This is a genomic window from Pseudidiomarina tainanensis, assembly GCF_900115255.1.
In the GTDB taxonomy this organism is placed as follows: domain Bacteria; phylum Pseudomonadota; class Gammaproteobacteria; order Enterobacterales; family Alteromonadaceae; genus Pseudidiomarina; species Pseudidiomarina tainanensis.
Map to the genome: position 1 here is coordinate 250,977 of NZ_FOYU01000003.1, position 25,668 is coordinate 276,644.

Consider the following 25,668-nt stretch of genomic DNA (forward strand, 5'->3'; position numbering starts at 1 on the left):
GTATTTTTGGAGATGACAATATGGCTACACCAATTAATGAAGCCACATCAAATTGGCCGGTGACAACTGCTGCGGCAGAAAAACAGCGTTTGGACCGCGTATTACAGCAATTACCTGCTGTGCGCCAAAGCGAAGCGCAACGCGAAATTAAGAAAGATGAACTCGTAAAGCCTGTTCAGCAAATCAATGAAGTCATGAATAACTATGGTATTCATTTTGAGTTTGATGATGGCTCAGGCCGCACAATTGTGAAAGTTGTGAGCCAAGACACTGGTGAAGTGATTCGTCAGATCCCTAACGAAGAGGTTCTTCGCATTGCGCAGCATTTGCATGAAATGATCGGATTATTAGTGCGAGAAGAGGCTTAATCACCTCTTCTCTAACAGCGAAAACTAGATTTGCATATTCATAATATCTTTATAAGCACTGACCAGCTTATTACGCACCTGCACGCCCATTTCAAAAGCTAGACCAGCTTTTTGCTTGTCTACCATCACTTGATTTAGCGATACATTCGGGTCGCCTAATTGAAATGCTGTCGTGGTAGCAGCCGACGTTTGTTGCAACGCGTTAATGCGTTCGATGGAGTTTTTTAACTCGCCCGCAAAGCCACCGCTCTGCGCTTGCTCAACGCCTGGTTGCACATTCAAATTTACTTTTAGCGCGGGGGCAGCAACCTCTGCCTTCATGGTTTGCATTTGCTGTAATGCAGTTTGAATTGCCGGTACGCTCATGAATCATTCCTTCTTATTCACTTCTTTGATTGCAGCAACTATACCCACCAACCACAAAACCGAAGCGTTCAATAAAGCATAAAAAAGTGCGCTTATTGCCACTTTGACTTGCATTGCTCTGGGCATAATGTGCAGTAGATAAATCCGTGCACCAATTGAATTGAGATACCCAATGGAAGCAACGCAAGCACAAACAATGAACAGCCCAACTCCCGCGAACGCGGCGCCGGCGCAGTGGCTGAACAAGCTTAAACAAAGTGGACTGGTACCATTGTTAATTGGTGGTGCGGCATTTATTGGTTTGGTGTTTGCGTTAGTGATGTGGGCTAGCGCTCCAGAATATCGTGTGTTGTATAGCAACTTGAGTGAAGCTGACGGCGGCCGAATTGTCAGTGAACTCGATGCGCGTCAAATTCCATACCAGTTAAACAGTGCGGGTACCATCTTAGTCCCAAGTGAACAAGTTCATAAATTGCGCTTACAAATGGCAGAGCAAGGATTACCGCAAGGTGGTAACGCTGGGTTTTCACTGATGGATAACCAAGCGTTTGGTATTAGCCAGTTTGCCGAGCAGGTGAATTTCCAGCGCGCCTTAGAGGGTGAGCTAGCCAGCTCCATGGAATCACTCGGGCCAGTACAAAAAGCTCGAGTACATCTCGCCATGGCGAAGGCTTCCGTATTTGTGCGTGAGCGTGAGCCTGCAAAAGCATCGGTGATTCTGACCTTACAACCGGGTCGCAAGCTCGGCGATGGTCAAGTTCAAGCCATTATACATATGGTGTCGAGTAGCGTGCCTGAACTCACTCCGGACAACGTCACGGTCGTTGACCAATATGGAGCACTACTTTCGCAGAATAATCGCGATGATGCTTTGAGTGGTTCCAAACTCGATTATATTCAACAAGTTGAACGCTCTTACCAACAACGCATTGAAAACATTCTAATTCCAATTTTAGGCCGCGAAAACATAAAAGCTCAGGTCGTGGCGCAGGTTGACTTTTCCAAACGCGAAGCAACCGCTGAACGTTATAGCCCGAACCAAACGCCTGAAACCGCCGCCATTCGCAGTATTCAGCGTAATACCAATTTACAAGGCAGCGGGGCTGGTGCAATGGGCGTTCCCGGCGCCTTAACCAATACGCCGCCGGGCGTCGAACCATCACCCATTGAAACAACCGCTGAAGGTGATGAAACTGAGACAACCGCGGCAACCGGCACGCGCGCTGTTCAGCAAGACCAAGTAGTGAATTATGAGCTCGATCGCTTTGTGGAGCATGTAGATCATCAACGTGGTCAGCTTGAGCGCCTCTCTGTTGCAGTCGTCATTAACCATCGCACCGTCCTTGATGAGGAAGGCAACCCAGAATTAGTGCCACGCAGTGCCGAAGAACTGGACTATATCAACCGTTTGGTGCGCCAAGCGATGGGCTTTCAAGAAGCACGTGGTGACCAAATTGAAGTGGTCAACAGCCCGTTTGTCAACAACCAAGAAACGCTTGTTGAAGAACCTTGGTACAAGCAGCCTGCAGTGATGCAACTGGCCCAAAACCTCGTGCGTTATGTGTTGGCTGGCATTGGCATTCTGCTGCTTTATCTATTACTCCTGCGCCCAATCATGAAGCGTTACGTACACGCGGCGCCGGTATCTGAAGGCACAACCACCAATGGCAAAGGAACCTTACGCGCTGTTGTCGGTGATGATGATGACATGGAAGAAGTCGTGGTCAAGCGTCGCCGTCAAGCAGGTGATGGTTATGGCGACATGGCCGACGACAACGCTACGACTGAATCGGGCGATAGCTTCCATTGGCCAGAGCAGCGCAACAACAAGAGCTACACCCAAGCGTTAGCGAAAGCGAAAGAGATTGCCCAAACCAATCCACGTCAAGTCGCACGCATTTTACAAAATTGGATGAACGATGATGACCACGTCTAACGCTACCGACAACAAAACGGATAAAAGCGTCGCCAAAGAAATGACTGGCATGCGACGCACGGCATTGCTGTTGTTAATGCTAGAGGAAGAATCAGCGGCTGAGGTGTTTAAACATTTCCCGCCGAATCAGATTCAGAAAATCAGTAAAGAAATGACGAAGCTGTCAGACGTTTCGCATGCAGACATCAAAGCTGTGCTGGAAATGTTCCATAGTGACTTGGCTAATACCCCTTCGTTTGACAAATACGATGATTATGTGCGCTCGGTACTGACCAAAGCACTCGGCTCAGATCGCGCAAATACACTGATTGAAGATGTGCTTGAACACAAAGTTGGGGGTATCGGTATTGATGCCCTGAATATGATGGATGTGCCAGAAGTAGCGGAAATGATCAAAGACGAACATCCGCAAATCATCGCAACCATCCTAATTCACTTAGACCGCGCTCAAGCTGCCGGTGTCTTAGAATTATTTGAAGAGCGCTTACGTAATGATGTGGTATTACGTGTGGCAACGTTTACGGGTGTGCAACCAGCTGCCTTACAAGAACTGACCGAAGTACTCGGCGGTATGCTCGACGGTCAGTCACTCAAACGGAGCAAGATGGGTGGCGTGCGCACTGCCGCCGAAATTCTCAACTTGCTTAGTGCTGGTCAAGAAGACACAGCGTTGGAAAATATTCGTGCGTACAACGACGAGTTGGCGCAAAAAATTGTCGACGAAATGTTCCTCTTCGAAAATCTTATGGACCTCGACGACCGCAGTATTCAGGTGCTCCTGCGTCAAATCGAAACCACTTCGCTGGTGGTGGCACTCAAAGGTACCGACGATGGTTTGGTGGAGAAATTCTTACGCAACATGTCGCAACGAGCAGCGCAACTTATTCGCGAAGAAATGGAAACACGTGGTCCTATTCGAGTTTCACAAGTGGAAAGCGAACAAAAAGCTATTCTGCAAGTAGTGCGTCGATTGGCCGATTCGGGTGAAATTGTCTTGAGTAGTGGTGATGATGCCTTCGTCTAATACCAATCGCCAATGGCGTAGCTGGAATATGGAACCGTTGGCGGCGAAGCAACGGCGCGATGCCGTGCAGCAACAGCAAGCTGATGAGGCTCAGTTTGAGCAGCAAAGTGAACTACGGCAACTGCGTGAACAAGCACGCCAAGAAGCCTATGAAGAAGGTCTTAAAGCGGGTCGAGAAGCGGGCTATCAAGCCGGTCATGAGGAAGGTTTAAAGCTTGGCCGTGAGGCTGGTCTTGCCGAGTACAACGCTCAGTTAAAAGCCGCTTTAACGCCGCTCGGTGAGCTTATAAAAGAAGCCGACGCTGCTGTACAAGGAATGGATGCACACCTTTCTGAGAGCTTGTTGCAACTGGCATTAACGGTTGGCCGTCAGCTTGCTGGCGAGGCGCTCGCCGCAAATCCAGAACAAGTTTTAGAGTTAATTCGTGCCATTTTGCTTGAAGACCCAATGCTTACCGACAAACCAGTACTGCTACTTAATCCAGAGGATTTAGAGCTAGTCAAAGAGCATTTAGAGCAAGAAATTTCCTCCGTCGGCTGGAAGTTACGTGTCGACGATCGGTTGGAGCGCGGAGGTTGTCGTTTAGTCAGTGCAAATGGTGAACTCGATGCCACTATCGAGACCCGTTGGCAACGCATTGTGCATCAATTGCGAGGTCGCCATGGCTAACGCTCAGCATCAATTACACCAATGGCAACTGACGCTCAACAGCGTCAATCAACGTCTACATCAATTACCTCAATGGTATATGTGTGGTCGCTTGATGCGTGCTACGGGTATGGTGCTAGAAGCCGTTGGTTTAAAACTGCCCGTTGGCAGTAGTTGTGTGATTGAAATGCCGCAGCATGGCGAGGCATTGGTTGAGGCTGAAGTGGTTGGCTTTGCCGGCGATGTCACTTATTTAATGCCATTGGATGCCGTTCAGGGTTTAGTGCCGGGCGCGCGGGTCATGCCGCTCAACGATGGTCATAACGATAGCCGTCGGTTCCCATTGGGCGAGAGTTTGCTTGGCCGCGTGCTTGATGGCAGTGGTCGCCCACTTGATAACAAACCCTTACCGAAACAAGCAGAATATGGCTATCTTGCTACAAAAACCATCAACCCAATGTTACGCGCGCCAATTGATACTTCAATTGACGTGGGTATCCGCGCAATCAATGGTTTATTAAGCGTCGGCCGCGGGCAACGCATGGGTTTGTTTGCTGGCTCTGGGGTCGGCAAGTCAGTTTTACTTGGCATGATGGCTCGCTTTACCAAAGCCGATGTGATTGTGGTTGGGCTGATTGGTGAGCGTGGTCGCGAAGTTCAAGAATTTATCGATCACATACTTGGTGAACAGGGCATGGCGCGCTCAGTGGTTGTTGCCGCGCCAGCTGACGCCTCGCCCTTACAACGCTTACAAGGTGCATCGTATGCCACCCGTTTAGCCGAAGATTTTCGTGATAAAGGCAAACATGTGCTGCTTATCATGGACTCATTAACCCGCTTTGCTATGGCGCAGCGTGAAATTGCTTTAGCTATCGGTGAGCCACCAGCAACCAAGGGTTATCCGCCGAGCGTATTTGCAAAAATTCCGGCGCTTGTTGAGCGCACCGGCAATGGCATTCGAGGCGGCGGATCGATTACCGCTTTTTATACCGTTTTAACCGAAGGCGATGATCAACAAGACCCGATTGCCGATGCAACCCGAGCGATTCTCGATGGCCACATTGTCTTGTCACGCAACTTAGCTGAAAGTGGTCATTACCCAGCTATTGATGTTGAAGCTTCAATTAGCCGCGTGATGCCATCCGTGACAACGCTTGGACAACAGCAACAAGCCCAGCGACTGAAGAAGTTATTCTCGGTTTACCAGCGGAACCGTGACCTTATTAGTGTCGGCGCCTATAGCCCCGGTCATGACCCATTGTTGGATCAAGCGGTGCAGAAGTTTCCGCAAATCGAAGCTTACTTACAGCAAAAAATGACCGAACAATCCGCTTTTGCGCAAGCGCAGCAACGGTTGACTGAACTAGTTGGAGGTACCTCGTCATGAACACCGTCGTACTTGCACATTTAACCGAACAGGCCGAGAAAGCGCGTAACGAAGCAGCAAAATTATTAGCTGAAGAGCGTCAGAATAAGCAGAAGATTGCGCTGCAACTGCAAACGCTACAACAGTATCGAAACGACTACGCAGTGCAGCTTCAACAGCAAATGCAAAACGGTATTGCGAGTAATTTACTGAGTAACTACCGACAGTTTTTAGCCAGTTTAGATAGCGCCGTTACACGGGCGCAAAACGCCTTAGTGGATCAAGAAACCAAATTAGATAAAAGCCAACAATTTTGGCAGACCAAGCAACGTAAGTTGGCGTCTTATGAAACCTTAGTTGACCGTAAACAGGCAGCTGAAGTGAAAATCGCGATGAAGCGCGAGCAAAAATTAGCTGACGAATTGTCGTTGGCTATGTACATGCGTCAGCGCGGGCTGCGATAGGAGAAACAAGGTGAGCATGATGGTTAATTTTAATAATTTAATGACGACCACCCAGACTAACGCGAAAGGTGCACCAGCCGCCTCTGATGGTAACGCGCCGGCAACCGGCTTTGCCGCCCTTTTTGCTGCCTTGCAATCACCGACCGCAGAGCTTGACCAAGCACCCTCAGCAGCGCAATTACAGCAACTCGCAGCAAACTTGCAAAACAGTGAGAATCCGCAGCTGCTCGAGGAAATAGGATTAGAACAAGATTTGACGCCAGAAGCTCTCGCGCAAATTTTGTCACAATTACAACAGCTTCAGCCACAAGCTCCTAGCGCTCAGGTCATGCCTGAGGCCACGGCTATTAATGGCGTAGCACCTAATGCCATACAATCGACACAGTCAGTCGTTCAAGCTATGCCGCAAGTCAATCAGCAACAATCCGCTGTCGCCAAGCAATCAACTCAGCAATTGAATCAAGCGATACTGAAAGCAGATAACGTTAAATCAGCAAACGTCATTGCGTCGACATTGTCTACTCCGGCGGGCGTAAATGAGCCGCAACAATTCAATCAACAACAGATTAAACCTGAGACTGCGCAGCAATTATCTGCAGAATTAAAGCAAGTTGATACGAAAGCGACAATTGACACAAGTCGACTAGCGCCAACGAGCGCAACACCAACACCCACTGCCGGAAGTACTCTAACGTCGTCTGCCATGTCTGCCAGTATCGTCATGATTGACGCACCAGTTACGCAAGGCGCACAGGCGCCAGTCGCAACACCAAGCACGACAGCGGCCACCGCAACCATGGCAACACCGGTAGGGAGCCAAGCTTGGGCCAATCAGTTACAACAAAACGTGATGCAAATGGTCATGCACAATCAAAATGAAATGACGTTACGTTTGCATCCGGCAGAGCTAGGCCCGTTACAAGTGCAACTGCGCATGGATGATTCGACTGCACAACTGAATATTCTCACGCATAGTCAGCATGTCCGCGGCGCCCTCGAGCAGGCGATGCCGACATTGCGCGACGCGCTTGCCAACCAAGGTATTCAGCTTGGTGACTCGCAGGTGAGTGATCAGAGCCAACAATTTATGCAACAACACGCACGCCAACAAGCTCAGCAATGGACAGCTAACGCGCAACAAAATGAGCAAAATACCAACAAAAGCACTGTAGAAAATTCAGAATCGGCCGAGAATACTGACATGGGCGTAAATTCTCGGCATACTGCCGCCGCTCATAACGGTCAAGTCGACACCTTTGCGTAAAGGCGTACGTTGGTAACTAATTAAAGGATAAGCAAATGGCGCGTAAAAACGACACACAGGTAGCAAACGGCGGGAATAATTCCTCGCTCATGCTCATTATTCTAGTTTTGATGCTGGTACTTATTGGTCTCAACACTTACTTACTGTGGGATACGCGAAACTTAGCGGCAGCTTCAGCCATGGGCTCTGCACAAGCAGAACCTGAGCCAACTGATCCAGTTTTTGTAGCTATCTCTCCGTTTACAGTGAATCTACAGAGCGATCAGTTCGGTCCGCGCCTGTTGTATGCAGGATTAACACTGGAAGTGCCGAGCGAGAAAGTTAAAGCCGAACTCATGAAAAACATGCCACAAGTTCGCAATCGTTTGTTGGTCTTACTATCGGGTCAAGAAGCCGAGAGCATCACGCAATCGGAAGGCAAAAAAATCTTAGCGAAAAGCATCATGGACTCGCTAAGTGCGCCGTATCAAGGCGAAGAAGCAGTCGCCATTAACGATGTTTTATTTACTGAATTCATTGTTCAGTAATCACTGTAAAAAGCGTGATTGAACACATTTTAAAGAGAGCACATGAGTAACGGACACCAACTGTCACAAGAAGAGCTTGATGCATTATTGGCGGGCATAGCGACCGACGATGATGCTGAAGCTGATGCCTCGAGTACAGCGCCGTTGGGTGTTGATGCTGGTATTGATGCATTGACTCAAAAGCCAAAGCGCAAAAAAGTGAAGCAGCAACCTTTTGACCCAGGTTCGCAAGCACGTATTGTGCGTGAGCGTTTGCATACGCTTGAAGTGATCAACGAGCGCTTCGCTCGACAGTTTCGCATGAACTTGTTCAATTTGTTGCGCCGTAATGCAGACATTTCGGTTGAGTCGGTTAAATACCAACGTTTCAGCGACTTTGCCGACGCAACACCCACGCCAACAAACCTCAATATTATTTCGATGAAGCCGTTGCGTGGCAGTGCGCTCGTAGTATTTCCTCACGCCATGGTGTCGATGATTGTTGAGAATCTATTTGGTGGTGACGGTCGGTTCATGACGCGTAACGAAGCGCGTGAATTTACCGGCACAGAGCAACGCATCATCAATCGTGTATTGAATTTGGCGATTGACGCCTATCAAGAATCTTGGCGTGCCGTGCACCCGCTGGAAATCAGTTATGTGCGCTCAGAGATGCAGCCGAAGTTTGCTGCGATTACCAGTTCACCAAGTGAAATCGTGGTGACCACAACGTTCCATCTTGAAGTGGGTAACCTAGACAGTCATTTCAAGATTTGTATGCCTTACGCCATGGTTGAGCCCTTGCGCGACAAGCTGACGAACTTGCGCGCTGACATTGGCGGCAATAGTAACGACAAAGCTTGGCGCCAGCGCATTACTCATGAGCTACAAGCCTCTAGCGTAGAACTCATTGCTAACTTTGTGGATATTCCCATGCGCATTCCGCAAGTGATGTCACTCAAACCTGGCGATGTTCTGCCAATTGAACTGCCGGATACGGTCACGGCAACGGTAAATGCCCTGCCAATTATGGAATGTGAGTTTGGCAGCTTGAATAATAACCGCGCACTTAAAGTGATGCGATTACTTGAAAATCATCGTTTCCCGCAATCACTGCTACGGGAACGAAATAAAGGCGGTATATTTACCCCTTTGCGTGCGAAGGAGCCCTCTGATGACGAATAACGACAAAGTAAACCCAGATAACGAGCAAGACCCTTGGGCAGATGCACTCGAAGAACAAGCTGATGCAGCGCCTGACGAGAATGCGAATAGTGTGTTTAAACCGCTAGAAAATACCGCACAAGCAGGCTCCATGAATGAGCTGGATATCATCATGGATATTCCGGTGAAATTGAGCGTTGAGCTAGGGCGTACGCGTATCACCATCAAGCAATTACTCGAATTAGCCCAAGGTTCTGTCGTCGAATTAGACGGTTTAGCTGGGGAGCCGATGGATATTCTTATCAATGGCTACCTGATTGCACAGGGCGAAGTCGTTGTTTTAGATGATAAATACGGTATTCGCATTACCGAAATTGTGACGCCTTCTGAACGAGTACAAAAGTTAAATCGATGAACGAACCAACTGCGGTAGAGCTAGATAGCGGCCTTGCACTGCTCGGCCAAGTAACAGTAGTGCTGATTTTAATCATCGGTATTATTTTGCTGTGCGCTTGGTTGTTTCGTAAATTAAATGGCACATCGTTGGGGCATTCGAAACTACTGAGCGTGGTGGGTTCGGTATCGGTCGGGCAACGAGAACGCGTTGTTATTGTCGAGCTGAAAGACACTTGGCTGGTACTTGGCGTGGCTTCCGGCAACATCACCAAACTCCATGAAATGCCGGCCCAAGAGCGCCCTGAACCGCAACTGAATAGCTTTGCCACTCGATTGCAACAGGCTCTCAATAAAAATACCTCAGACACATCGAAAGAGACAAACTAATGCGTCGTGTTTGGTTTCTATCGTTAATCATCGTGACGCTCGGCTTGCCTTTTGAAGCCTTTGCTCAATCCATTCCTGGTGTTTTGGTAGAGCCGACTGAAAACGGTGGACAACAGTGGTCGTTGTCGCTTCAAACCTTACTATTTTTGACGAGTCTGACATTTTTACCGGCCGTCATGCTCATGATGACCTGCTTCGTTCGTTTGATCATCGTCTTTGGTTTATTGCGAACTGCGATGGGAACGCAATCGGCTCCGCCGAATCAAGTATTACTCGGCCTTGCGCTATTTCTCACATTTTTTATTATGGCGCCGGTGTTTAACCAAATATATGACATTGCTTGGTTACCGTTTAGCCAAGACAGTATCGATTTCCCGCAATTTTTAGAGCTCGCCTCCGGCCCACTGCGTGAATTTATGCTTGCGCAAACTCGCGAACCTGATTTAGCTCTGTTCGCTAACTTGGCTAATGTTGGTCCTATTGCAACACCACAGGACGTGCCGTTCCATGTCTTAGTGCCATCGTTTGTGACCAGCGAACTGAAAACCGCGTTTCAAATTGGTTTTACTATTTTTATTCCGTTTTTGATTATCGACTTAGTTGTGGCGAGTGTACTGATGGCTCTCGGTATGATGATGGTGCCGCCAGCGACTATCTCACTGCCGTTCAAACTCATGTTGTTTGTGCTCGTTGATGGTTGGCAGTTGCTCATTGGCTCTCTTGCAGCCAGTTTCTATGTGTAGGAGGCGATAATGACACCCGAAACGGTCATGACCATTGCCTACCAAGCCATGCTATTGTGCGTGTACCTTGCCGGCCCATTGTTGCTCACTGCATTGCTACTGGGCTTGCTCATCAGCTTGTTTCAAGCGGCAACGCAGATTAACGAAATGACCTTGAGTTTTATTCCGAAAATTCTAGGCGTTCTCGCGGTTTTAGTGCTTATTGGCCCCTATTTGCTGCAACTCATTATTGATTTTACAACACGGCTATTCACCAATATTCCGTCGATGATTCAATAGCGGAGTCGCGCATGATTACGGTGACTTTCGCGCAACTGCAAGAATGGATAAGCCTATTTCTGTGGCCGTTTTGCCGCTTTACTGGGCTACTACTTATTGCTCCGGTTTTCAGTCACTCCAGCATCCCCAACCAAGTCAAATTGGGTTTAGCCCTCATTTTTAGTGTGATTATTGCGCCGATATTACCGCCATTACCCGACATTCCCTTATTTTCCTGGGCCAGCTTCGGCATTATCGTTGAGCAAATTATTATTGGTGTCACCATCGGCCTGGTGGTTCAGGTGGTATTTGCCGCCGTACAGGCTGCAGGTGAGTATATCGGCCTACAAATGGGTCTAGCCTTCGCTACCTTCTTTTCGCCTGATAGTGGCGCTAACACGATGATTCTTTCGCGGGTGTTCTATACCTTCGCAATTCTCATGTTTTTAGCGATTGATGGGCATTTAATTATGCTGGAAATTCTTGCGCGTTCATTTGAGTTTTTGCCGATTGGCACACTCGGTTTGAATGCGGGTGCATTTGAACAAGTCGCGCGTTTTGGCATGGTAGTCTTTAGCTCGGGGATTCTGCTCGCATTGCCGGTGTTTGGTGCCCTACTCATTGTGAACCTAACGCTTGGCATCTTGAACCGCTCTGCGCCACAGCTGACCGTATTCTCGGTTGGTTTCCCAATGTCGCTAACACTCGGTCTCATATTAATGACGGTACTAACAACCGAGCTCGGCGGATATCTTCAGCGCCTATTCCGCCTCGGCCTCGACATGGTCGAGCAAGTCCTCCTCGCCATGTAAACTACAAAAGCGATATTAGCTATTAGATATTAGGAAGAGCGCAAAACAACCGTTCTAATATCTAATATCTAATAGCTAATATCGTAGTTGTTTTTAAAGGAACTTAAACAAACTCATGTCTTTCATGTCCACAAACGCCTTTTGTGCCGCCTGCAAACCAACCATCCGCACACTATATTGCGACGCCGCTTCCACATAGTCCAAATCAACCAAATCAGACAATGCCTGTTCGTACGCTAAGGTGCGATTGCCACCAATCGTGTCCAGCGCGTCCAGCTCATTTAAACGAGCGCCCACTTCAGCGCGGGTAGTCAGTACATTATCCATACCGTTATCAAACTCACGCATCACCGTACGCATGGTATTCGTGCGTTGGGCTTTTTCAGCGCCGGTGTTGGCTGGATTATCAAGTACCGCTAAGGCTTTTTCGAAGCTGCGAAAAATATCCATATTGCTGTCTTGCCCGCGCGCCACACGAAGCGTATCACCTGTGGCAGGCATTCCTTCCAACTCCACTTCGATACCGCCTAAACCAATCGCACTTGGGTCATTATAATCCGCCCATGCACCACCGTTTACGCGGTACTGCATTTGCCCAGCGTTGTCGGCAAATTCGATATCATAGGCCAGACCAAAATCCGGGTGATTAGAATCGACGATATTAATCCCGTTAAATTGCATAGTGCCTTGATTCGTCATGCCGGCATCAGCTAGATAAGTGGCGCTGCCATGCACCGAGCGAAAAATTTCATCACCTGAATGACCAATCGCCATCCGTCGGTCACCATCAACTTGTTGCTCACGCACGTTTGGATTGCCGACGTAATCGACATTACCATTCACATCACGCACAAACGGCGCAGTGTCATCTTGATAGCCGCCGAATAAATAGCGCCCATTACCGTCACGTGTATTGGCCAAGCCAACTAACGATTCATACAACCCACGAATTTCGCTCGCAACCGAAGCGCGATCGGCATCAGATAAAGTGTCACTCGACGCCTGTACCATGAGTGTTTTCGCTCGCGAATACACATCATTGACCGAGTTTAATACGCTCTCTTCTTGCGCAAGGGCATTACGAACACCAACGCGCGCATCGCTGAATTGACTGGAAACAGCTTTTGATTGCCCGATGTTAATCGCTTGCGTCATGGCTTGCGGATCATCTGAAATGTTCACGATGCGCTTACCACTGGCAATTTGCTGACCAATTTTCATGAATTCGGTCTGCTGCCGATTCATCGATGACACGCTTTGGTTGTACATAGTGAGAGTGCTAATTCGCATAATCTAAACTCCGCGTTGTCTGGTTAGCGCAATTGCAAAATGGTATCGAGAATCGTTGTTCCGGTCTCAATCACTTTGGCGTTGGCTTGATAATATTGTTGGAAGCGAATCAAATTAGCTGCTTCTTCGTCGAGGTTCACACCTGACTCGGATTGTTGTAGCGCCGTTAATTGCTCAGTCAGACCTTCTTGCGCTGCCAAGTTGGCTTGAACGACGTTTATCTGGTTACCCAGTGTGCTCACCATGGTGCCATAGGCTTGGTTAAAGGTACCCTTGCCTTCCACTAGCATCTGATTCTGCAAATCAAGTAACGCTAAGCCGTTGCGGTTATCACCGCTCGCTGACGACTGCGCCGCCGCTAATTGCGAACCTTCGGATAACAGCAGTTCAAAGCTTTGTGCTTGATTCACCAGAGGTCGTACTCGGAAGCTATCACCTTGACTCACTGCGCCGATCATGGTCACTTCTAACCCGTTAAAGGCCAAAGTACCGGTGGCACCATCAAAGGTGGCATTCACTAATTTCCCATTATCCATACGGCGCACTTCATAGCCGGTATCAGTCAACTTGATATCGTAATCTGCCGCCAACAATGCCGTGGCATCGCTAATTTGTACGGAGGCTGTACCTGTACCCGTATTGCGCGAGTTGCTATAGGCCACTGGATTGCCAGCACCAAACATGGCTTGGCCTGGATCTTGGTTTAAATCAACCCCAGCTTGGTGTTGTTGATTAAACGCATCGGTGAAAACTCGAACCATTTGGCCAAGTTGATTCCGCATGGTGTCGAGGCTTTTTGAACGAAACTCCATTAAGCCGCTCAAGCTGCCCCGATTAAAGGTCGACTCTTTGAGCTGAATTTGATTTCCCGCCACGTCATTATAAAAAACCGCGACGCGGGTCGGATCCGCATTGTCCGTTACTGCATCCAATTGATACGCGGTGTCGCCTGAAACCAATGGCGAACCGTTATTCAATGAAATGGTATACGAGCCTGATTTTTGTTCGTGCACGCGCACATCAATGCGCTGAGATAAATCATGAACCATCTTATCGCGCTGGTTCAATAAACTGTTTGGCGCTTCGCCGTTACCTGAGCGTGCAATCAGAATTTCTTTATTTAACGAGCTAATTTGCTGCGATAGCGTGTTAATCGTGTCCACTTCAAACTTTATTTCGCCATTCACGCTGCTTTCAATATCCTGCAAATAATTATCAAAGGATTTGAATTGGCTCACAAGTGTGCTGGCGGTACCAAGCACGCCGGCACGTGCTGAGGGATCAGCCGGGTTACTGTTCATTTGACCCAGTGCATTAAAGAATTCTTGCATCACCGGCGCTAAGCCGGAGCGATCATCGGAGAGGAGGTTATCAATTTGGCGCACTTGACTGTAATAGGTTTCAAGTGATGCTAACGAGCCACTAGAAGCATTCAAACGCGTTGCGACAAATTGGTTAAATTGGCGCTCAATACCATTGACTAATACACCGCTGGTGCGATTTTCGCCAAGCTGGACAATTTCACGATTGTAGCCCGGTGTATTGACGTTACTGATGTTACCACTGGTGGCATAAAGCCCTGTTTGAGCTGCGCGTAATCCGCTTAAACCAATTGAAAAGATACTCATGCCTGCTCCCTAATACTGTTACCGAAGTTATCGGCACCAGCGCTAATAACTTTATGGCTTTTTGCCTTGCTCTTGGTGCAATTGCTGCAACAGCTGATCCGCAAGACCAATCCCTTTGCCGGCAACCTCGGTCGCGAGTTGTTGATCGAACATGTCGGTGTATGTTCGCATCGCTGAGCTATTAAATAATTCTGACTCGCCACCGGCTTCGCGCATGGTTTTCATCATTTGCTGAATAAACAGGGCTTCAAATTGACGGGCTGCTTCCGCCGCTGCTTGTTGCGGCTGAGCATGACTTTGCTTTTTAAGTTCGTTAAGTTGCTGCGCGTCGATTGCCAACCCAACAGAGCTCACCGAATTCGCCATTAGATAATCTCCAATTCAGCGCGCAGTGCGCCGGAGGCTTGCAACGCCTGCAAAATAGCCATGAGATCACTCGGTGTTGCACCTAAGCTGTTCAGTGCTTGCACAACTTCCATCAGCTCAACGCCTTCAACCATTTGTAGCGACGCTTCTTCTTGCTCGATTGTGATGTCTGCTGCGGTGCCAGTGACTGTATCCCCGCCACTCAGTGCTGGTGGTTGGCTCACAAACGGACGGCTGGCAATGGTGACAGACAAATTACCATGTGCTACTGCAGCCTGACGCAATGTCACTGGGCCACTTAACACGACTGAACCTGTACGTGAATTGAGTACCACACGAGGATCGGCCGCACCTGGGCGCACATCGATATTTTCAACTCGAGCCATAAATCGTACGCGATCGTTGGCGTCTTGAGGGCTTTGCAATTCAATTGAGCCGCCATCAATGGCGCTAGCAACCGAATAACCAAACTCATTGTTAATGCGGTCGACCATATTTAGTGCGGTGGTAAAATCTGCTTCTTTGAGGTTCAGTTGCAGATTCATGCGGGCCAAATCAAGCGCCACCTGACGTTCAACGGTAGCACCATTCGAAATACGACCACCGGCTTGCTGATTAATGACCGCCGATGAACCTTGTGATTCAGCGCTAGCGCCGTTAATCAACAGGTTGCCTTGTGCCAAGGCATACACTTGCCCATCAGCACCTTTAAGTGGCGTCATTAATAACGTTCCGCCACGCAAACTGCGGGCGTTACCAATCGACGAAACCACCACATCAAGCTGTTGTCCCGGACGGGCAAAGGCGGGCAAAGTTGCGGTCACCATCACAGCGGCGACATTGCGCAATTGCATGTTGGTACCAGGCGGAATAGTGACACCAAGCTGCGCCAGCATGTTGGTCATGCTTTGCCCAGTAAATGGCGCTTGCATGGTTTGGTCACCCGAGCCATCAAGGCCAACAACTAAACCATAACCAACCAGACTGTTGCTGCGTACACCTGCAAAATTGGCTAAATCTTTAATTCGCTCAGCGTAAGCAGTACCGCAACTGGTCACCGTAATCACTGCGAGCAAAATAAGCTGTCGCAACATATCAAAATCCCTCGTTAGAACGGCGCGATGTAATTGAAAAACCGCTGCAACCAACCTTGTTGTTGCGCTTGGTTTATATACCCATCGCCAATGTATTCAAGGCGTGCATCGGCTACAGCGCTTGACAGCACGCTATTTTGTCCATTGATGCTGCGCGGGTTCACCACGCCAGAGAAGCGAATGTATTCGGTGCCTTGATTAATCGCGATTTGCTTTTCACCGCGAACGCGTAAATTACCATTCGGTAAAACATGCATGACTTGCACGGTGATAATGCCGGAGAACTGATTCGACGCGCTACTCGCGCCAGAGCCGGCAAAATCATTCGCGCTACCGACGTTAAAACCGTATTCCGCAAGCTGCTCCAACGCATCGGGTAAGCCTTCTAAATCCATCCCGAGATTACTTGCCCGAGATGATTGCGATGAGGCATTTTTGGTCGCGCTAACCTGCTCTTCAAGAACAATCGTAATGATGTCGCCTGAGCGGCGTGGACGTTGGTCTTCAAACAGTGGAATATAACCATTGCTGGCCTGATAAATCGCGCCATTGGGCTCGGCTTCGGCATTTTTTGGAATGACGACTGGGGCATAAGGCTCAACCACCACAGGTTCTGGCGGCGCGCTACTGCACCCCACCAACAACAAACCACCTATTAGAATAAATACCGCGCGCATCACCAATCTACCTCGCTAATTTACAACTGGCTTAAGCGCGCCAGCATCTCGTCACTACTCGAAATAGCTCGGCTATTAATTTCGTAAGCGCGTTGGGTTTGAATCATATTGACCATTTCTTCCACCACGTTCACGTTAGAAGCCTCAACGAAGCCTTGAAATAACGTGCCAGCGCCGTTCATCCCCGGAAGCGATTCGGTAGGTGCGCCTGATGCCTGCGTTTCGACGTACAAGTTACCACCGCGCGCTTCGAGGCCAGCATCATTCATAAACATTGCTAAAGTAATTTGGCCCACTTGCATATTCTGGGTGTTGCCTGGTTGAGTCACGGTGACGATACCGTCTTGACCAATGGTCACACTCATCGCGTTAGCTGGAAGAAAAATAGCTGGCTCTAGAGGAAAACCATTCGCCGTCACCATTTGTCCATCTTGGTTGACTTGAAAGCTACCGTCACGGGTGTACGCAATAGAGCCATCTGGCATCAACACTTGAAAATAGCCTTTACCGCTAATCGCCAAATCACGCGAGTTTTCAGTATTATTTAAGCTACCTTGGGTGTGCAAACGCTCAGTTGCCACAGCGCGCACCCCAGTACCGACCTGCAAACCAGAAGGTAAGCTATCTTGGGCGTTATTCATGGCACCCGGCTGACGCATGTTTTGATACAGCAAGTCTTCAAAAACAGCGCGCGAACGTTTAAAGCCCGACGTATTCACGTTAGCCAAGTTATTGGTGATGACGTCCAACTGTTGTTGTTGTGCCGTCAAACCTGTTTTAGCTGTCCATAACGATTTAATCATGTCTTATCTCCACTTAACTCGGTGCTTAGCCTCGCACCGATAGCAAGCTATTCGCCTGTTGCGCTGATTCATCGGCTGTCGTAATCACACTCATATTGAGGTCATAACGACGCTGGGTATCAATCATCGCCACCATGGCTTCGATGGTATTCACGTTGCTCCCCTCAAGGGCGCCAGACACCAGTTGTGCATTTTCGTCACGTTGCAACGCGGCACCGACCGGAGTTCGAAACCAACCATCGTCGCTGCGTTGAAGCTGATTCGGCTGGTCAACACGAACTAGTTTAATGCGGTCAAGCGGAACCAACTCATTCGCATTACCGCCCATACCGATACCGCTAACCGTACCGTCGTTACCGATTGAAACTTGCGTGCCCAATGGCAATAAAATCGGGCCACCGTCACCTAATACCGGCATGCCGTTAACCATGAGTTGCCCGTCGGCATCAATCTGCAAATCACCACGTTTGGTATAGGCCTCACCAGCAGGCGTTTGCACCGCTAACCAGTTGGCTTGATCAAGCGCCACATCTAAATCACGTTCGGTTGTTTGAATCGCACCAGCTGACGTATCAAACAAACCAGTGGCGGTCACTGCCGCCACCCGCGTGTCCAATACACCAGCACCATTCACTGGTACCGCTCGAGCTGCCGCAAGTTGCGCTCGAAAACCCGTGGTTGATGCGTTACTCAAGTTATGGGTCACCACCGATTGTTCATCGAGTGTTTGGCGTGCCCCATTCATCGCCGTGTATAAAATGGCATCCATCGCTAAAGCCTCTTTCGTTAGCTACCTAAGCTAGCTTTAATTATTTCAACTGCATGGTGGTTTGTAGTGCTTCATCCTGCGATTTAATACTTTGCGCGTTCGCTTGATAGTTACGCTGCGCAATAATCATGGCCACCAACTCTTGGGTTAAATCGACGTTTGATGCTTCAACGGCGCCAGCCATAATGGAGCCAAATTGGCCTTCACTTGGGACTGATAAAATTGGCACACCGGAGTTTTTCGACTCAATCCATGCGTTATTACCGACTGACTTCAAACCTTCAAGGCTCTGGAAGTTTGCCAAAGCGATAGTGCCGAGAGTTACTTGTTGTTCGTTCGAGTAGGTGCCAATGATGCTGCCATCTTCAGCAACCGCAACCTGCATCAAGGTGCCTGACATGTAGCCGTTTTGCTCCATGGAGGTCAGCTCAAACTCGTTCGCGAACTGTGTGGTACCGGTTACGTCCATCGCAATCGACATGTTTGCTGCGCCGTCACCAGGTACAAATGTGAAACCATCCATATTGGTGGTGCCGACCAACAAACCATTGCTGTCAAAATCAATCTGACCAACTTCTGGCGCAAGCTCACCGCCGCGAGACATGCGTACTTCCCACTGATTGTCAGCGGTTTTCGTGAAATACATCATGCTCGGGTGTGCATTTCCGAGTGAATCGTACAGCGTTACTGAGTTTGCATAGGAGTAACTATCAGGATTCGCTTGATCGAAAGGTACCGTCGCGCGGTCAATAAGTGGCACGCTAGTATCTAAGTTAAATACCGACTTCAACTCAGTGGATGCCTGCGCTGGAATGCCACCCGGTGGCACGCGCAACACTTCAGGTTGGCCGCCAAACTCAACGCCTTGTGGGTAACCGGTGAGTTGTGCACCTTGCGCATTCACAATAAAACCGGTTTTATCGATGGTTAATTGACCATTGCGAGAATATTCAATCTGGCCTTGATTTTCGAACCGGAAAAATCCTTTACCGCTGATGGCCAAATCCATATTACGGTTCGTGGTTTCAATGTTACCGTCGCTAAAATCTTGAAAGACACCGGCAACGCGCACACCTAAACCAACCTGAGCATTGGCATAAATGTCTGAGAATTGCGCACGCGCGCTTTTAAAGCCGACTACCTGCGAGTTAGCAACGTTGTTACTAATTACATCAAGATTGGTTGCCGCTGCACGTAAACCTGATAATGCTTGTGAAAAACCCATGGTCGAGCTCCTTAAATAATTTGCCGAATGTCTTCAAGACGAACGGGTTCTAAAATGCCGCCCAAATCTAAGCGAGGACCGCTTTCTGTCATACTTACTGCGATAACTTGTGCATAGTTGAAGCGCTCTGAGGTGACTTGTTCATCACCATTGGTTGCTTCAACGGTAAAGTTGTAGGCACCAGCTGGTGCGGCTGTGCCATCGTCCATTTTGCCGTCCCACGTGAACGATTGCGGACCCGAGCCAACGTTACCTAAATCCATACGACGAACCAGCATGCCACTGGCGTTGAAAATATTAACTTTGACACTTTCAGCAGGCACATTGAGTTCAAGGCCAAATGGTGTCGCGCCAACTTCACCTTCGCCGCCGACTAAAATGCGATCACCCGGCACGAGCACGGCGCGACCTATCAAGGCCGACGCTTGCATGGTTTTCGCGGCTTCCATTTGGCCGTTGATGGTTTGCATGGTGTCGTTGAGCGACTCAATGCCGCTCACGGTATTGATTTGCGCCAACTGCGAGGTCATTTCGTTGTTTTCCATTGGGTTCAATGGATCTTGATTGCGCAACTGGGTCACTAATAAGGTCATGAAGTTATCGCGCATTTCTTGGCTATTCGAAGCAACTTGCCCGTTACCGCCGGGTTGGTTAATCCGATTCAATACATTTGCATCAATCGTACTCATTGCTCTCTCCTTAGCCTTTACCGATGGTTAGTGTGCGCATCAACAGGTCTTTGCTGGTGTTCATCACTTCCACGTTGGCTTGATACGACCGCGATGCAGAAATCATATTGACCATTTCCGCAACAGGATCGACATTCGGCATGGTCACATAGCCTTGCTCATCGGCAAGAGGGTGACCCGGTTGGTACTCGCGACGCGCCGGCGCTTCTGACTCCACAACGTCTTTAACCTTTACACCACCAACACCGTTGGCCTGCAGTTGCTGCTCAAAAATTACCTGCTTGGCTTTATAAGGTTGTCCATCTGGTCCCGCCACACTATTAGCGTTCGCCATGTTGCTGGCGGCCACATTCATGCGTTGCGATTGCGCGGTAAGCGCTGAGCCGGAGATATCTAAAATAGAAAAGATCGCCATAATGTTGCTTCCTTATTGTTCCGGTTGCATGGCTTTACGCAGGCCACTGATGCGATCATCTAAAAACTGAATATCAGCTTGATAGCGCAGCGAGTTATCTAAAAACTGAGCGCGTTCCATATCCATATCCACGGTGTTACCATCCAAGCGACTCTGCGCTGGCACCCGGTATTTCATGTCAACGGCACTGGTACTGGTTGATAGTGGGAGGTGGCCTGCATGCGTTGTCGCCAACTTAACCGCACCCTGTTGATGCGCGGTTGCACGCTTCAACTCTTGGGTAAAATCGAAATCTCGCGCTTTATAGTTCGGCGTATCAGCATTGGCAATATTGCCCGCCAAAGTTTCTTGTCGTTGTTGTCTTAGCGCCAACGTTTGTTGTTGAAATTGCAACGCACTGGTTAACTTGTCGATCATTTTGCAGACCCTCCTGTTCACGTTGCAGAGTACTGCGACTTGTGTAAAGGCAAAGCAACGAATAAGCGCTTTTTTTACCCCCAATTCTGCCGATTCCAACTTGTAGAACTGTCTATAATTCGAGCTGTTGTTGAGAGTGACGATACGGAGCTGCAATGCAAAATAAGGCGCCAATCAGAAGCTGGCTGCTGCTTACGTTCACCCTTATACTGTGGGGCCCACCCGCGGTAGCGGGCAGTGTTTCTGATACACAAAAAGTGCCTGGTCACGCAGCCATTGCGAAACTTGTCGCAGACCATCTACCCGCGACAACAACGAACCACCGCTTCGACATCATTACGCCATTAGCTGTATTAAGCTCGCTGGAAACTTGCACCTCCATTGATGCTCACTTTACGCGCCAACCACAGCGCTTAGCTGGGCGCACTATGGTTGAGTTGCACTGCACAGACTTAGCGCAACCAACGTCTCGCTATGTCCAAATTAATGTCATCGCCACTGGAGAGTATTTGGTCGCTTCACGCGATTTAGCGGCGAATCACACACTGCAACGCACTGATATTTCGATTCAACAAGGCGATTTAAGCCAGTTACCGCGCCACGCACTATTAGCAACGCCCAACGCAATAGCACAGGCGCTTGGACAACAATTACGGCGGTCGTTAACACAACATAGCGTGTTACAGGCCAATCTGTTATCGCGTCCCAACGTCGTGAATTTTGGTGATGAATTGCTGATTGAGGCAAGTGGTAGCGGATTTCAAATAACGCGAACAGGCGAGGCCATGGATACTGGAGCGATTGGTGATATAATTCGCGTTCGATTAAATAACAAACAATTGTTGCGAGTGGAAATCACCGCAGCCGGTCGCGCACGACCAGCGCAGTAACTGTTAAAACTGTGCAAATAATCTTAAAGAAATTAGCGTTGGTGCCGATAACTTAACTAGCAACGCCAATAATAGCGAGGGATTTCCCGTGAAAATCAATGGTTATCAACCACCTAACAGCGTCACTCAATCAGACTCTAGTCGCTCACAAGCAGCGCAGAAAACTGATAAAGCCAACGCTGGTGAAGCCAAACAAGCGGAAGTGGTGACGCATTTAAGTCAGCTCCCGCAAGATGCGTCACAAGACGTCAACATGGCTCGTGTTGAAGAGTTACGCGAAGCCATTCGTGACGGCAAATTGAACATGAATACGGACAATATTGCCGAAGCGTTATTAAAAAGCCTCACGGATGGTATTTAAGCAGTTATGAGTTTACACCAACATTTAACCGATCAAGTTGAACGCTTAGAGCAACTGCAAACGTTGCTAGAACAAGAGCAACGCCTGCTTGGTGATGGTCAAATTGATGGTGAAAAACTGCAATCAATCGCTGAACAGAAACACACAATTCAACAAGCGATTGAGGCGAGCGAAACTAAACGCCATACCGCGCAACAAAAGCTCGGTTTCAGTGATGATGCGGCGGGTGCCCGACTGGCAGCAGAACAAGCCGGCTGTAGCGACATTTGGCAACACTTATTAGAACGTACGCAACGCATTGCCCAACTTAATACCCTCAACGGCGAACTTATCCAACATCGCTTACACCACAATCAGCAAATGCTGAATATTCTGCGCGATGCCGCGGGCACTGGCAGTGCGGCCATGTATGGCGCCGACGGTAGTCAAGGTACCACACCGCAGCGCCTTAATTCCAAAGCTTAATTTTTTGTTTTAGCTGCGTCGCTAAATAATCCATCCAAAATTGCCGCTAAGCGCTCAGCACCTTGTTGCATCCGTTGTTCAAGAACCGGCTCCCACTGTGCTGTATAATCTTCGCCGAGCTCTTGTCCTTCACGATAATTTGAATAGATCCGGCGCGTAATGGCAGCTGATTCATTTGCCCACTTTAAGGTTTGTTCCGGTGTCACCGACAACGCGGCTTCAACCGATAGACCATCAATCAGCTGCTTGGCTTTCGCTGACGTATCTTCGCCGCCACGACGAAGTAGCATGTCGGTATCCCATAACCGATGCAAATTTGTTGGTTGATCAAAATAGGTTAATCGTGCGCGGTTACCACCTAAATCATCCGCAAAACTCACGTGCATTGGTTGATGCAAGTCACCAATGAAATGTGCCAAAAATGCCAACGCTTGCCAATCATCATGGTTATGTTTGAGAACATTGTAGTGATGCTGAATGGCGCTCAGTACACAACCGCCTTGTACTGGGCAATCTTGCTCGGTTACTTTGGCTGCAGAACGCGAAAAATTCACATAATGGTGCGGCTTCGCCCAGTCCCATGTTTTATCGCTTTTAATATCATCGGCCCAACTGCAAAAACTGCCAAAACCACTATAACTTGGGTGTTGTGCAACCAGTCTGTCGATCTGTTGTTGGGTTTGAGATTGCGCGAGTTCATACGCCGCCTGACAGAACGCGCTATGGCCGTGCTTGCCATAAGCGGTCGCAGTGTTTGATACCGCCGCGATGATTATTGCCACGGCGGCGACACCTAAAAATTTGAAGTACATCATACGTTGTCCGCTTCCTTAATCTTCAAAACTAACCTGTAGGAGCTTTCCCTCAGCGCTGTCCGTGAGCACCAAAATACGCCCTGACGGCGCGACATAAACCGCTCGCAAACGAGCATTCAGCTCTTGCAAATAGTCACCTTCTAACTGCCACTGATCATCAATAAGACGCAGCCGCTGTAACCTTTTGCCGGCCAAGTGTGCGACCAATAAGTCGCCTTGATACAACGCCAGCCCAGCCGGCGCTAATGATGGCGTCCATTGATATAACGGGGCCTTAACGCCAGGTAGTTGACTAAAAGGCGATACTTTTGCGCCGGTGTAGTCAATTCCAAACGTAGCAATTGGCCAACCATAATTCCCGCCCTTTACAATTTTATTTAATTCATCGCCGCCTTTGGGCCCATGTTCATGTTGCCAGATCGAATCGCGTGCTTGGTCATAGATCAGACCTTGCACATTGCGGTGACCGTAGCTAAAGATTTCTGGTGCTTGCGAATGGAAAAATGGATTATCTGCTGGCGCCTTACCATTGCGTGTAATGCGAACAATTTTGCCTAAATGATTATCCAGATTTTGTGCTTGCTCACGATAAACAAAGCCATCGCCAAGCGCGACCAACAGCGTGTTATCGGCCAGCCAAGTCATGCGCGCGCCGTAATGGGCGGCGCCTTCCTTTTTCGGTAACGCCGTAAAGATGTTCTGGCTATTAGTGACAATGTATGGAGGCTGTGCACTGAGTTTTGTACGCACAACACAGGTATTATTGGCGTCTTCGGTGCCGCATGAATAGCTAATAACGAGTTCGCGTGAGGTTACAAAATCTGGTGTCAACAACACTTCAAACAAACCCGCCTGAGCCGTCGCATAAAGATCTGGCAGGTCTAATTTGATGACTTGCTTATCACCACTGTCGCTCACATACAGCAACTGCCCCGAACGCTCTGTCACCAAAAACCCACCCTCTGGAAGCTCAGCGACCGACCATGGATAGTTTAACTTATCAGCTATCGCCTCTGTGCGAACGGTTGCTGCTTGCGCAGAAACCGCACTCAAAACAAACGATGATATTGCGAAAATGAGCTGTTTCATGCAGGTAACTCCTCAGCAAGTTCACGCGGCTGAGGATGCCAGAGCCTATCGAAAATCCATCCGGCAAAGGCTCCCGTCGAACTCATCAGTAAAAACCCTACCAGCGTCCGGTTCGCAGCAATTAGCGTTGGCATCGGTGCAAGGCTATCGACCACCCAAAATGTGCAAGCAAGGCCAAGGCCGCCACCAATAATGAACCAACCACGCTCAAACTGCGGACGCCACAGACTCAGTCCGCGCGCGACGATAAAAGCGACTAACAAAGTTGGCGTAAGCATCAACGCAAACACTGGACCGAAGTGAAGCAAATCGTGAATGATGGTATCCATGCGCATAGCCATATCAACATCGACCGTAAGCGCAGTAATTTCGGCGAGATTAAATTGGGTTTGAATAACGGTGCCGACTAATGCGGCACCAACAACAGCAGATAAAAAAGCAACGAACATGCGCACCATGGCATGCCTCCTGACTTAGAAGTGAACTTCCAGCCACTCGTCTTGTTGCCGGAAGGTTACACTTTGAATAGGGCCTAGACCTTCAACATTAACTAAATTTTGCTGACTTGGCCAAAGATCATGCAAGGCTTTGTGTTTAATCCGTAAACCTTTTAAACCATCAACAATCGGCGTTTCTTGATAAATCCAAAAGTTATTGCCATCTACTTCGTAGCCCACTGCTTTTAATGAGAGCGGTTCGCCGTTCAACGTTTGCAATCCAAATCGTTCAAACACATACGAACTAAATTGCGCTTGTGTGCTATCGAGTTGATGAATATCGGCTTTTTTATCAAATAGCTGCTTAACAGCATGTTCTGCATCGTGCAGGAAGAATCGATGCAAGACCTCAATATTGCCCGTACGTTCATTGAACAATACCGTGGTACTCGCGGTATGAAGTTGATGAGCGCTTGCCGCGCTCATCATTCCAATCGTCACCACACTCAACAATGCAAACAACAATCGACGCATT

Annotated in this window: 33 protein-coding genes; 17 read left to right on the forward strand and 16 right to left on the reverse strand. The window is 48.8% G+C overall.

The window, feature by feature from the left end; all coding sequences use genetic code 11:
• Nucleotides 1–20 precede the first annotated feature (20 nt).
• A complete protein-coding gene (locus tag BM292_RS09790) occupies nt 21–368 on the forward strand; it encodes a flagellar protein FlaG (RefSeq protein ID WP_092858058.1) in 348 nt (115 codons plus the stop codon).
• A 24-nt stretch (nt 369–392) separates the two neighbouring features.
• Here the strand turns inward: BM292_RS09790 and fliE are convergent, their stop codons facing one another.
• On the reverse strand, nt 393–734 hold the full coding sequence (fliE, locus tag BM292_RS09795) for a flagellar hook-basal body complex protein FliE (RefSeq protein ID WP_092858060.1): 342 nt from the start codon (nt 732–734) through the stop codon (nt 393–395).
• A 172-nt stretch (nt 735–906) separates the two neighbouring features.
• On the opposite strand from fliE, the gene fliF reads away from it, so the two are divergent.
• From fliF to fliR, 13 genes are read left to right on the forward strand one after another with little or no spacing between them, the layout of a single operon-like run.
• Nucleotides 907–2,670 carry a flagellar basal-body MS-ring/collar protein FliF gene (fliF, locus tag BM292_RS09800; RefSeq protein ID WP_092858062.1) on the forward strand — a complete coding sequence of 588 codons (1,764 nt, stop codon included), beginning with the start codon at nt 907–909 and terminating at the stop codon, nt 2,668–2,670.
• On the forward strand, nt 2,654–3,694 hold the full coding sequence (gene fliG, locus BM292_RS09805; RefSeq protein WP_245751909.1) for a flagellar motor switch protein FliG: 1,041 nt from the start codon (nt 2,654–2,656) through the stop codon (nt 3,692–3,694). Before fliF ends, fliG begins: the two co-directional genes overlap by 17 nt.
• Nucleotides 3,678–4,364, forward strand: coding sequence for a flagellar assembly protein FliH (locus BM292_RS09810; RefSeq protein ID WP_092858064.1), 687 nt, complete (start codon nt 3,678–3,680; stop codon nt 4,362–4,364). The genes fliG and BM292_RS09810 overlap by 17 nt, the downstream gene beginning before the upstream one ends.
• A complete protein-coding gene (gene fliI / locus BM292_RS09815; protein WP_092858066.1) occupies nt 4,357–5,730 on the forward strand; it encodes a flagellar protein export ATPase FliI in 1,374 nt (457 codons plus the stop codon). The genes BM292_RS09810 and fliI overlap by 8 nt, the downstream gene beginning before the upstream one ends.
• Nucleotides 5,727–6,173 carry a flagellar export protein FliJ gene (gene fliJ / locus BM292_RS09820; RefSeq protein ID WP_092858068.1) on the forward strand — a complete coding sequence of 149 codons (447 nt, stop codon included), beginning with the start codon at nt 5,727–5,729 and terminating at the stop codon, nt 6,171–6,173. Before fliI ends, fliJ begins: the two co-directional genes overlap by 4 nt.
• 16 nt (nt 6,174–6,189) lie before the next feature.
• Nucleotides 6,190–7,437: a flagellar hook-length control protein FliK gene (locus tag BM292_RS09825; RefSeq protein ID WP_092858070.1), complete on the forward strand. Its 1,248-nt coding sequence runs from the start codon at nt 6,190–6,192 to the stop codon at nt 7,435–7,437.
• Between the two features lie 35 nt (nt 7,438–7,472).
• Complete coding sequence (gene fliL, locus BM292_RS09830; RefSeq protein ID WP_092858072.1) at nt 7,473–7,964, forward strand: flagellar basal body-associated protein FliL; 492 nt, start codon at nt 7,473–7,475, stop codon at nt 7,962–7,964.
• A gap of 42 nt (nt 7,965–8,006) precedes the next feature.
• Nucleotides 8,007–9,128, forward strand: a complete 1,122-nt coding sequence (gene fliM, locus BM292_RS09835) for a flagellar motor switch protein FliM (RefSeq protein ID WP_092858074.1) — start codon at nt 8,007–8,009, stop codon at nt 9,126–9,128.
• Nucleotides 9,118–9,522 (forward strand): flagellar motor switch protein FliN, encoded by a 405-nt coding sequence (gene fliN / locus BM292_RS09840; protein WP_092858076.1) that lies wholly within the window; start codon nt 9,118–9,120, stop codon nt 9,520–9,522. Before fliM ends, fliN begins: the two co-directional genes overlap by 11 nt.
• The gene (gene fliO, locus BM292_RS09845; protein WP_092858078.1) at nt 9,519–9,890 is read left to right on the forward strand and encodes a flagellar biosynthetic protein FliO; all 372 of its coding nucleotides are present in this window, start codon (nt 9,519–9,521) and stop codon (nt 9,888–9,890) included. The genes fliN and fliO overlap by 4 nt, the downstream gene beginning before the upstream one ends.
• Nucleotides 9,890–10,633, forward strand: coding sequence for a flagellar type III secretion system pore protein FliP (fliP, locus tag BM292_RS09850; RefSeq protein WP_092858080.1), 744 nt, complete (start codon nt 9,890–9,892; stop codon nt 10,631–10,633). Before fliO ends, fliP begins: the two co-directional genes overlap by 1 nt.
• Before the next feature lie 9 nt (nt 10,634–10,642).
• Nucleotides 10,643–10,912, forward strand: coding sequence for a flagellar biosynthesis protein FliQ (gene fliQ, locus BM292_RS09855; RefSeq protein WP_055439886.1), 270 nt, complete (start codon nt 10,643–10,645; stop codon nt 10,910–10,912).
• An 11-nt stretch (nt 10,913–10,923) separates the two neighbouring features.
• On the forward strand, nt 10,924–11,703 hold the full coding sequence (gene fliR, locus BM292_RS09860; RefSeq protein ID WP_092858082.1) for a flagellar biosynthetic protein FliR: 780 nt from the start codon (nt 10,924–10,926) through the stop codon (nt 11,701–11,703).
• Nucleotides 11,704–11,796: 93 nt separating this feature from the next.
• Here fliR and flgL read toward each other — a convergent pair whose 3' ends face one another.
• Genes flgL through flgB form a run of 11 tightly spaced genes read right to left on the reverse strand, consistent with a single transcriptional unit; the run spans nt 11,797 to nt 21,076 of the window.
• Nucleotides 11,797–12,993: a flagellar hook-associated protein FlgL gene (flgL, locus tag BM292_RS09865; RefSeq protein ID WP_092858084.1), complete on the reverse strand. Its 1,197-nt coding sequence runs from the start codon at nt 12,991–12,993 to the stop codon at nt 11,797–11,799.
• A gap of 23 nt (nt 12,994–13,016) precedes the next feature.
• Nucleotides 13,017–14,621, reverse strand: a complete 1,605-nt coding sequence (gene flgK, locus BM292_RS09870) for a flagellar hook-associated protein FlgK (RefSeq protein ID WP_092858086.1) — start codon at nt 14,619–14,621, stop codon at nt 13,017–13,019.
• Between the two features lie 51 nt (nt 14,622–14,672).
• Nucleotides 14,673–14,987, reverse strand: coding sequence for a rod-binding protein (locus tag BM292_RS09875; RefSeq protein ID WP_092858088.1), 315 nt, complete (start codon nt 14,985–14,987; stop codon nt 14,673–14,675).
• Nucleotides 14,987–16,081, reverse strand: coding sequence for a flagellar basal body P-ring protein FlgI (locus BM292_RS09880; RefSeq protein ID WP_092858090.1), 1,095 nt, complete (start codon nt 16,079–16,081; stop codon nt 14,987–14,989). The genes BM292_RS09875 and BM292_RS09880 overlap by 1 nt, the downstream gene beginning before the upstream one ends.
• A gap of 14 nt (nt 16,082–16,095) precedes the next feature.
• A complete protein-coding gene (locus BM292_RS09885; protein WP_092858092.1) occupies nt 16,096–16,758 on the reverse strand; it encodes a flagellar basal body L-ring protein FlgH in 663 nt (220 codons plus the stop codon).
• A 20-nt stretch (nt 16,759–16,778) separates the two neighbouring features.
• The gene (flgG, locus tag BM292_RS09890; protein ID WP_092858094.1) at nt 16,779–17,561 is read right to left on the reverse strand and encodes a flagellar basal-body rod protein FlgG; all 783 of its coding nucleotides are present in this window, start codon (nt 17,559–17,561) and stop codon (nt 16,779–16,781) included.
• Nucleotides 17,562–17,586: 25 nt separating this feature from the next.
• Nucleotides 17,587–18,330 (reverse strand): flagellar basal-body rod protein FlgF, encoded by a 744-nt coding sequence (locus BM292_RS09895; protein WP_092858096.1) that lies wholly within the window; start codon nt 18,328–18,330, stop codon nt 17,587–17,589.
• Nucleotides 18,331–18,370: 40 nt separating this feature from the next.
• Entirely contained in the window at nt 18,371–19,555 is a 1,185-nt protein-coding gene (flgE, locus tag BM292_RS09900; RefSeq protein ID WP_092858098.1) for a flagellar hook protein FlgE, read from the reverse strand.
• 11 nt (nt 19,556–19,566) lie between these two features.
• On the reverse strand, nt 19,567–20,244 hold the full coding sequence (locus BM292_RS09905; RefSeq protein WP_092858100.1) for a flagellar hook assembly protein FlgD: 678 nt from the start codon (nt 20,242–20,244) through the stop codon (nt 19,567–19,569).
• Nucleotides 20,245–20,254: 10 nt separating this feature from the next.
• A complete protein-coding gene (gene flgC, locus BM292_RS09910; protein ID WP_092858103.1) occupies nt 20,255–20,659 on the reverse strand; it encodes a flagellar basal body rod protein FlgC in 405 nt (134 codons plus the stop codon).
• Between the two features lie 12 nt (nt 20,660–20,671).
• Nucleotides 20,672–21,076, reverse strand: coding sequence for a flagellar basal body rod protein FlgB (gene flgB, locus BM292_RS09915; RefSeq protein ID WP_092858105.1), 405 nt, complete (start codon nt 21,074–21,076; stop codon nt 20,672–20,674).
• A gap of 155 nt (nt 21,077–21,231) precedes the next feature.
• Between flgB and flgA the strand changes: the two genes are divergently transcribed.
• From flgA to BM292_RS09930, 3 genes are all read left to right on the forward strand, one after another.
• Nucleotides 21,232–21,966, forward strand: coding sequence for a flagellar basal body P-ring formation chaperone FlgA (gene flgA / locus BM292_RS09920; RefSeq protein WP_092858107.1), 735 nt, complete (start codon nt 21,232–21,234; stop codon nt 21,964–21,966).
• 88 nt (nt 21,967–22,054) lie between these two features.
• Nucleotides 22,055–22,327, forward strand: coding sequence for a flagellar biosynthesis anti-sigma factor FlgM (flgM, locus tag BM292_RS09925; RefSeq protein WP_165383854.1), 273 nt, complete (start codon nt 22,055–22,057; stop codon nt 22,325–22,327).
• 6 nt (nt 22,328–22,333) lie between these two features.
• The gene (locus BM292_RS09930) at nt 22,334–22,792 is read left to right on the forward strand and encodes a flagellar protein FlgN (protein WP_092858111.1); all 459 of its coding nucleotides are present in this window, start codon (nt 22,334–22,336) and stop codon (nt 22,790–22,792) included.
• Here the strand turns inward: BM292_RS09930 and BM292_RS09935 are convergent.
• The 4 genes from BM292_RS09935 to BM292_RS09950 are packed head-to-tail and all read right to left on the reverse strand — an operon-like array spanning nt 22,789 to nt 25,667.
• The gene (locus BM292_RS09935) at nt 22,789–23,607 is read right to left on the reverse strand and encodes a S1/P1 nuclease (protein WP_092858113.1); all 819 of its coding nucleotides are present in this window, start codon (nt 23,605–23,607) and stop codon (nt 22,789–22,791) included. The two genes, BM292_RS09930 and BM292_RS09935, sit on opposite strands and share 4 nt — an antisense overlap.
• Before the next feature lie 15 nt (nt 23,608–23,622).
• Complete coding sequence (locus tag BM292_RS09940) at nt 23,623–24,696, reverse strand: PQQ-dependent sugar dehydrogenase (RefSeq protein WP_092858115.1); 1,074 nt, start codon at nt 24,694–24,696, stop codon at nt 23,623–23,625.
• Nucleotides 24,693–25,154 (reverse strand): hypothetical protein, encoded by a 462-nt coding sequence (locus BM292_RS09945; protein ID WP_092858117.1) that lies wholly within the window; start codon nt 25,152–25,154, stop codon nt 24,693–24,695. Before BM292_RS09945 ends, BM292_RS09940 begins: the two co-directional genes overlap by 4 nt.
• A gap of 15 nt (nt 25,155–25,169) precedes the next feature.
• A complete protein-coding gene (locus BM292_RS09950) occupies nt 25,170–25,667 on the reverse strand; it encodes a DUF6702 family protein (RefSeq protein ID WP_092858119.1) in 498 nt (165 codons plus the stop codon).
• Between the last annotated feature and the right edge of the window lies 1 nt (nt 25,668).

Excerpts from the sequence above, each read along its gene's own strand:
- fliE (WP_092858060.1), bottom strand. The coding sequence starts at position 734 with ATGAGCGTACCGGCAATTCAAACTGCATTACAGCAAATGCAAACCATG.
- BM292_RS09905 (WP_092858100.1), bottom strand. The coding sequence starts at position 20,244 with ATGAGTACGATTGATGCAAATGTATTGAATCGGATTAACCAACCCGGC.
- BM292_RS09930 (WP_092858111.1), top strand. The coding sequence starts at position 22,334 with ATGAGTTTACACCAACATTTAACCGATCAAGTTGAACGCTTAGAGCAA.
- fliQ (WP_055439886.1), top strand. The coding sequence starts at position 10,643 with ATGACACCCGAAACGGTCATGACCATTGCCTACCAAGCCATGCTATTG.
- BM292_RS09940 (WP_092858115.1), bottom strand. The coding sequence starts at position 24,696 with ATGAAACAGCTCATTTTCGCAATATCATCGTTTGTTTTGAGTGCGGTT.
- fliO (WP_092858078.1), top strand. The coding sequence starts at position 9,519 with ATGAACGAACCAACTGCGGTAGAGCTAGATAGCGGCCTTGCACTGCTC.
- fliF (WP_092858062.1), top strand. The coding sequence starts at position 907 with ATGGAAGCAACGCAAGCACAAACAATGAACAGCCCAACTCCCGCGAAC.
- BM292_RS09935 (WP_092858113.1), bottom strand. The coding sequence starts at position 23,607 with ATGATGTACTTCAAATTTTTAGGTGTCGCCGCCGTGGCAATAATCATC.
- fliG (WP_245751909.1), top strand. The coding sequence starts at position 2,654 with ATGATGACCACGTCTAACGCTACCGACAACAAAACGGATAAAAGCGTC.
- BM292_RS09790 (WP_092858058.1), top strand. The coding sequence starts at position 21 with ATGGCTACACCAATTAATGAAGCCACATCAAATTGGCCGGTGACAACT.
- fliP (WP_092858080.1), top strand. The coding sequence starts at position 9,890 with ATGCGTCGTGTTTGGTTTCTATCGTTAATCATCGTGACGCTCGGCTTG.
- flgK (WP_092858086.1), bottom strand. The coding sequence starts at position 14,621 with ATGAGTATCTTTTCAATTGGTTTAAGCGGATTACGCGCAGCTCAAACA.
- BM292_RS09945 (WP_092858117.1), bottom strand. The coding sequence starts at position 25,154 with ATGGTGCGCATGTTCGTTGCTTTTTTATCTGCTGTTGTTGGTGCCGCA.
- flgL (WP_092858084.1), bottom strand. The coding sequence starts at position 12,993 with ATGCGAATTAGCACTCTCACTATGTACAACCAAAGCGTGTCATCGATG.
- fliJ (WP_092858068.1), top strand. The coding sequence starts at position 5,727 with ATGAACACCGTCGTACTTGCACATTTAACCGAACAGGCCGAGAAAGCG.
- BM292_RS09810 (WP_092858064.1), top strand. The coding sequence starts at position 3,678 with ATGATGCCTTCGTCTAATACCAATCGCCAATGGCGTAGCTGGAATATG.
- fliI (WP_092858066.1), top strand. The coding sequence starts at position 4,357 with ATGGCTAACGCTCAGCATCAATTACACCAATGGCAACTGACGCTCAAC.
- BM292_RS09875 (WP_092858088.1), bottom strand. The coding sequence starts at position 14,987 with ATGGCGAATTCGGTGAGCTCTGTTGGGTTGGCAATCGACGCGCAGCAA.
- fliL (WP_092858072.1), top strand. The coding sequence starts at position 7,473 with ATGGCGCGTAAAAACGACACACAGGTAGCAAACGGCGGGAATAATTCC.
- BM292_RS09950 (WP_092858119.1), bottom strand. The coding sequence starts at position 25,667 with ATGCGTCGATTGTTGTTTGCATTGTTGAGTGTGGTGACGATTGGAATG.
- BM292_RS09825 (WP_092858070.1), top strand. The coding sequence starts at position 6,190 with ATGATGGTTAATTTTAATAATTTAATGACGACCACCCAGACTAACGCG.
- fliM (WP_092858074.1), top strand. The coding sequence starts at position 8,007 with ATGAGTAACGGACACCAACTGTCACAAGAAGAGCTTGATGCATTATTG.
- flgG (WP_092858094.1), bottom strand. The coding sequence starts at position 17,561 with ATGATTAAATCGTTATGGACAGCTAAAACAGGTTTGACGGCACAACAA.
- flgC (WP_092858103.1), bottom strand. The coding sequence starts at position 20,659 with ATGGCGATCTTTTCTATTTTAGATATCTCCGGCTCAGCGCTTACCGCG.
- fliN (WP_092858076.1), top strand. The coding sequence starts at position 9,118 with ATGACGAATAACGACAAAGTAAACCCAGATAACGAGCAAGACCCTTGG.
- flgB (WP_092858105.1), bottom strand. The coding sequence starts at position 21,076 with ATGATCGACAAGTTAACCAGTGCGTTGCAATTTCAACAACAAACGTTG.
- BM292_RS09895 (WP_092858096.1), bottom strand. The coding sequence starts at position 18,330 with ATGGATGCCATTTTATACACGGCGATGAATGGGGCACGCCAAACACTC.
- flgA (WP_092858107.1), top strand. The coding sequence starts at position 21,232 with ATGCAAAATAAGGCGCCAATCAGAAGCTGGCTGCTGCTTACGTTCACC.
- fliR (WP_092858082.1), top strand. The coding sequence starts at position 10,924 with ATGATTACGGTGACTTTCGCGCAACTGCAAGAATGGATAAGCCTATTT.
- BM292_RS09885 (WP_092858092.1), bottom strand. The coding sequence starts at position 16,758 with ATGCGCGCGGTATTTATTCTAATAGGTGGTTTGTTGTTGGTGGGGTGC.
- BM292_RS09880 (WP_092858090.1), bottom strand. The coding sequence starts at position 16,081 with ATGTTGCGACAGCTTATTTTGCTCGCAGTGATTACGGTGACCAGTTGC.
- flgE (WP_092858098.1), bottom strand. The coding sequence starts at position 19,555 with ATGGGTTTTTCACAAGCATTATCAGGTTTACGTGCAGCGGCAACCAAT.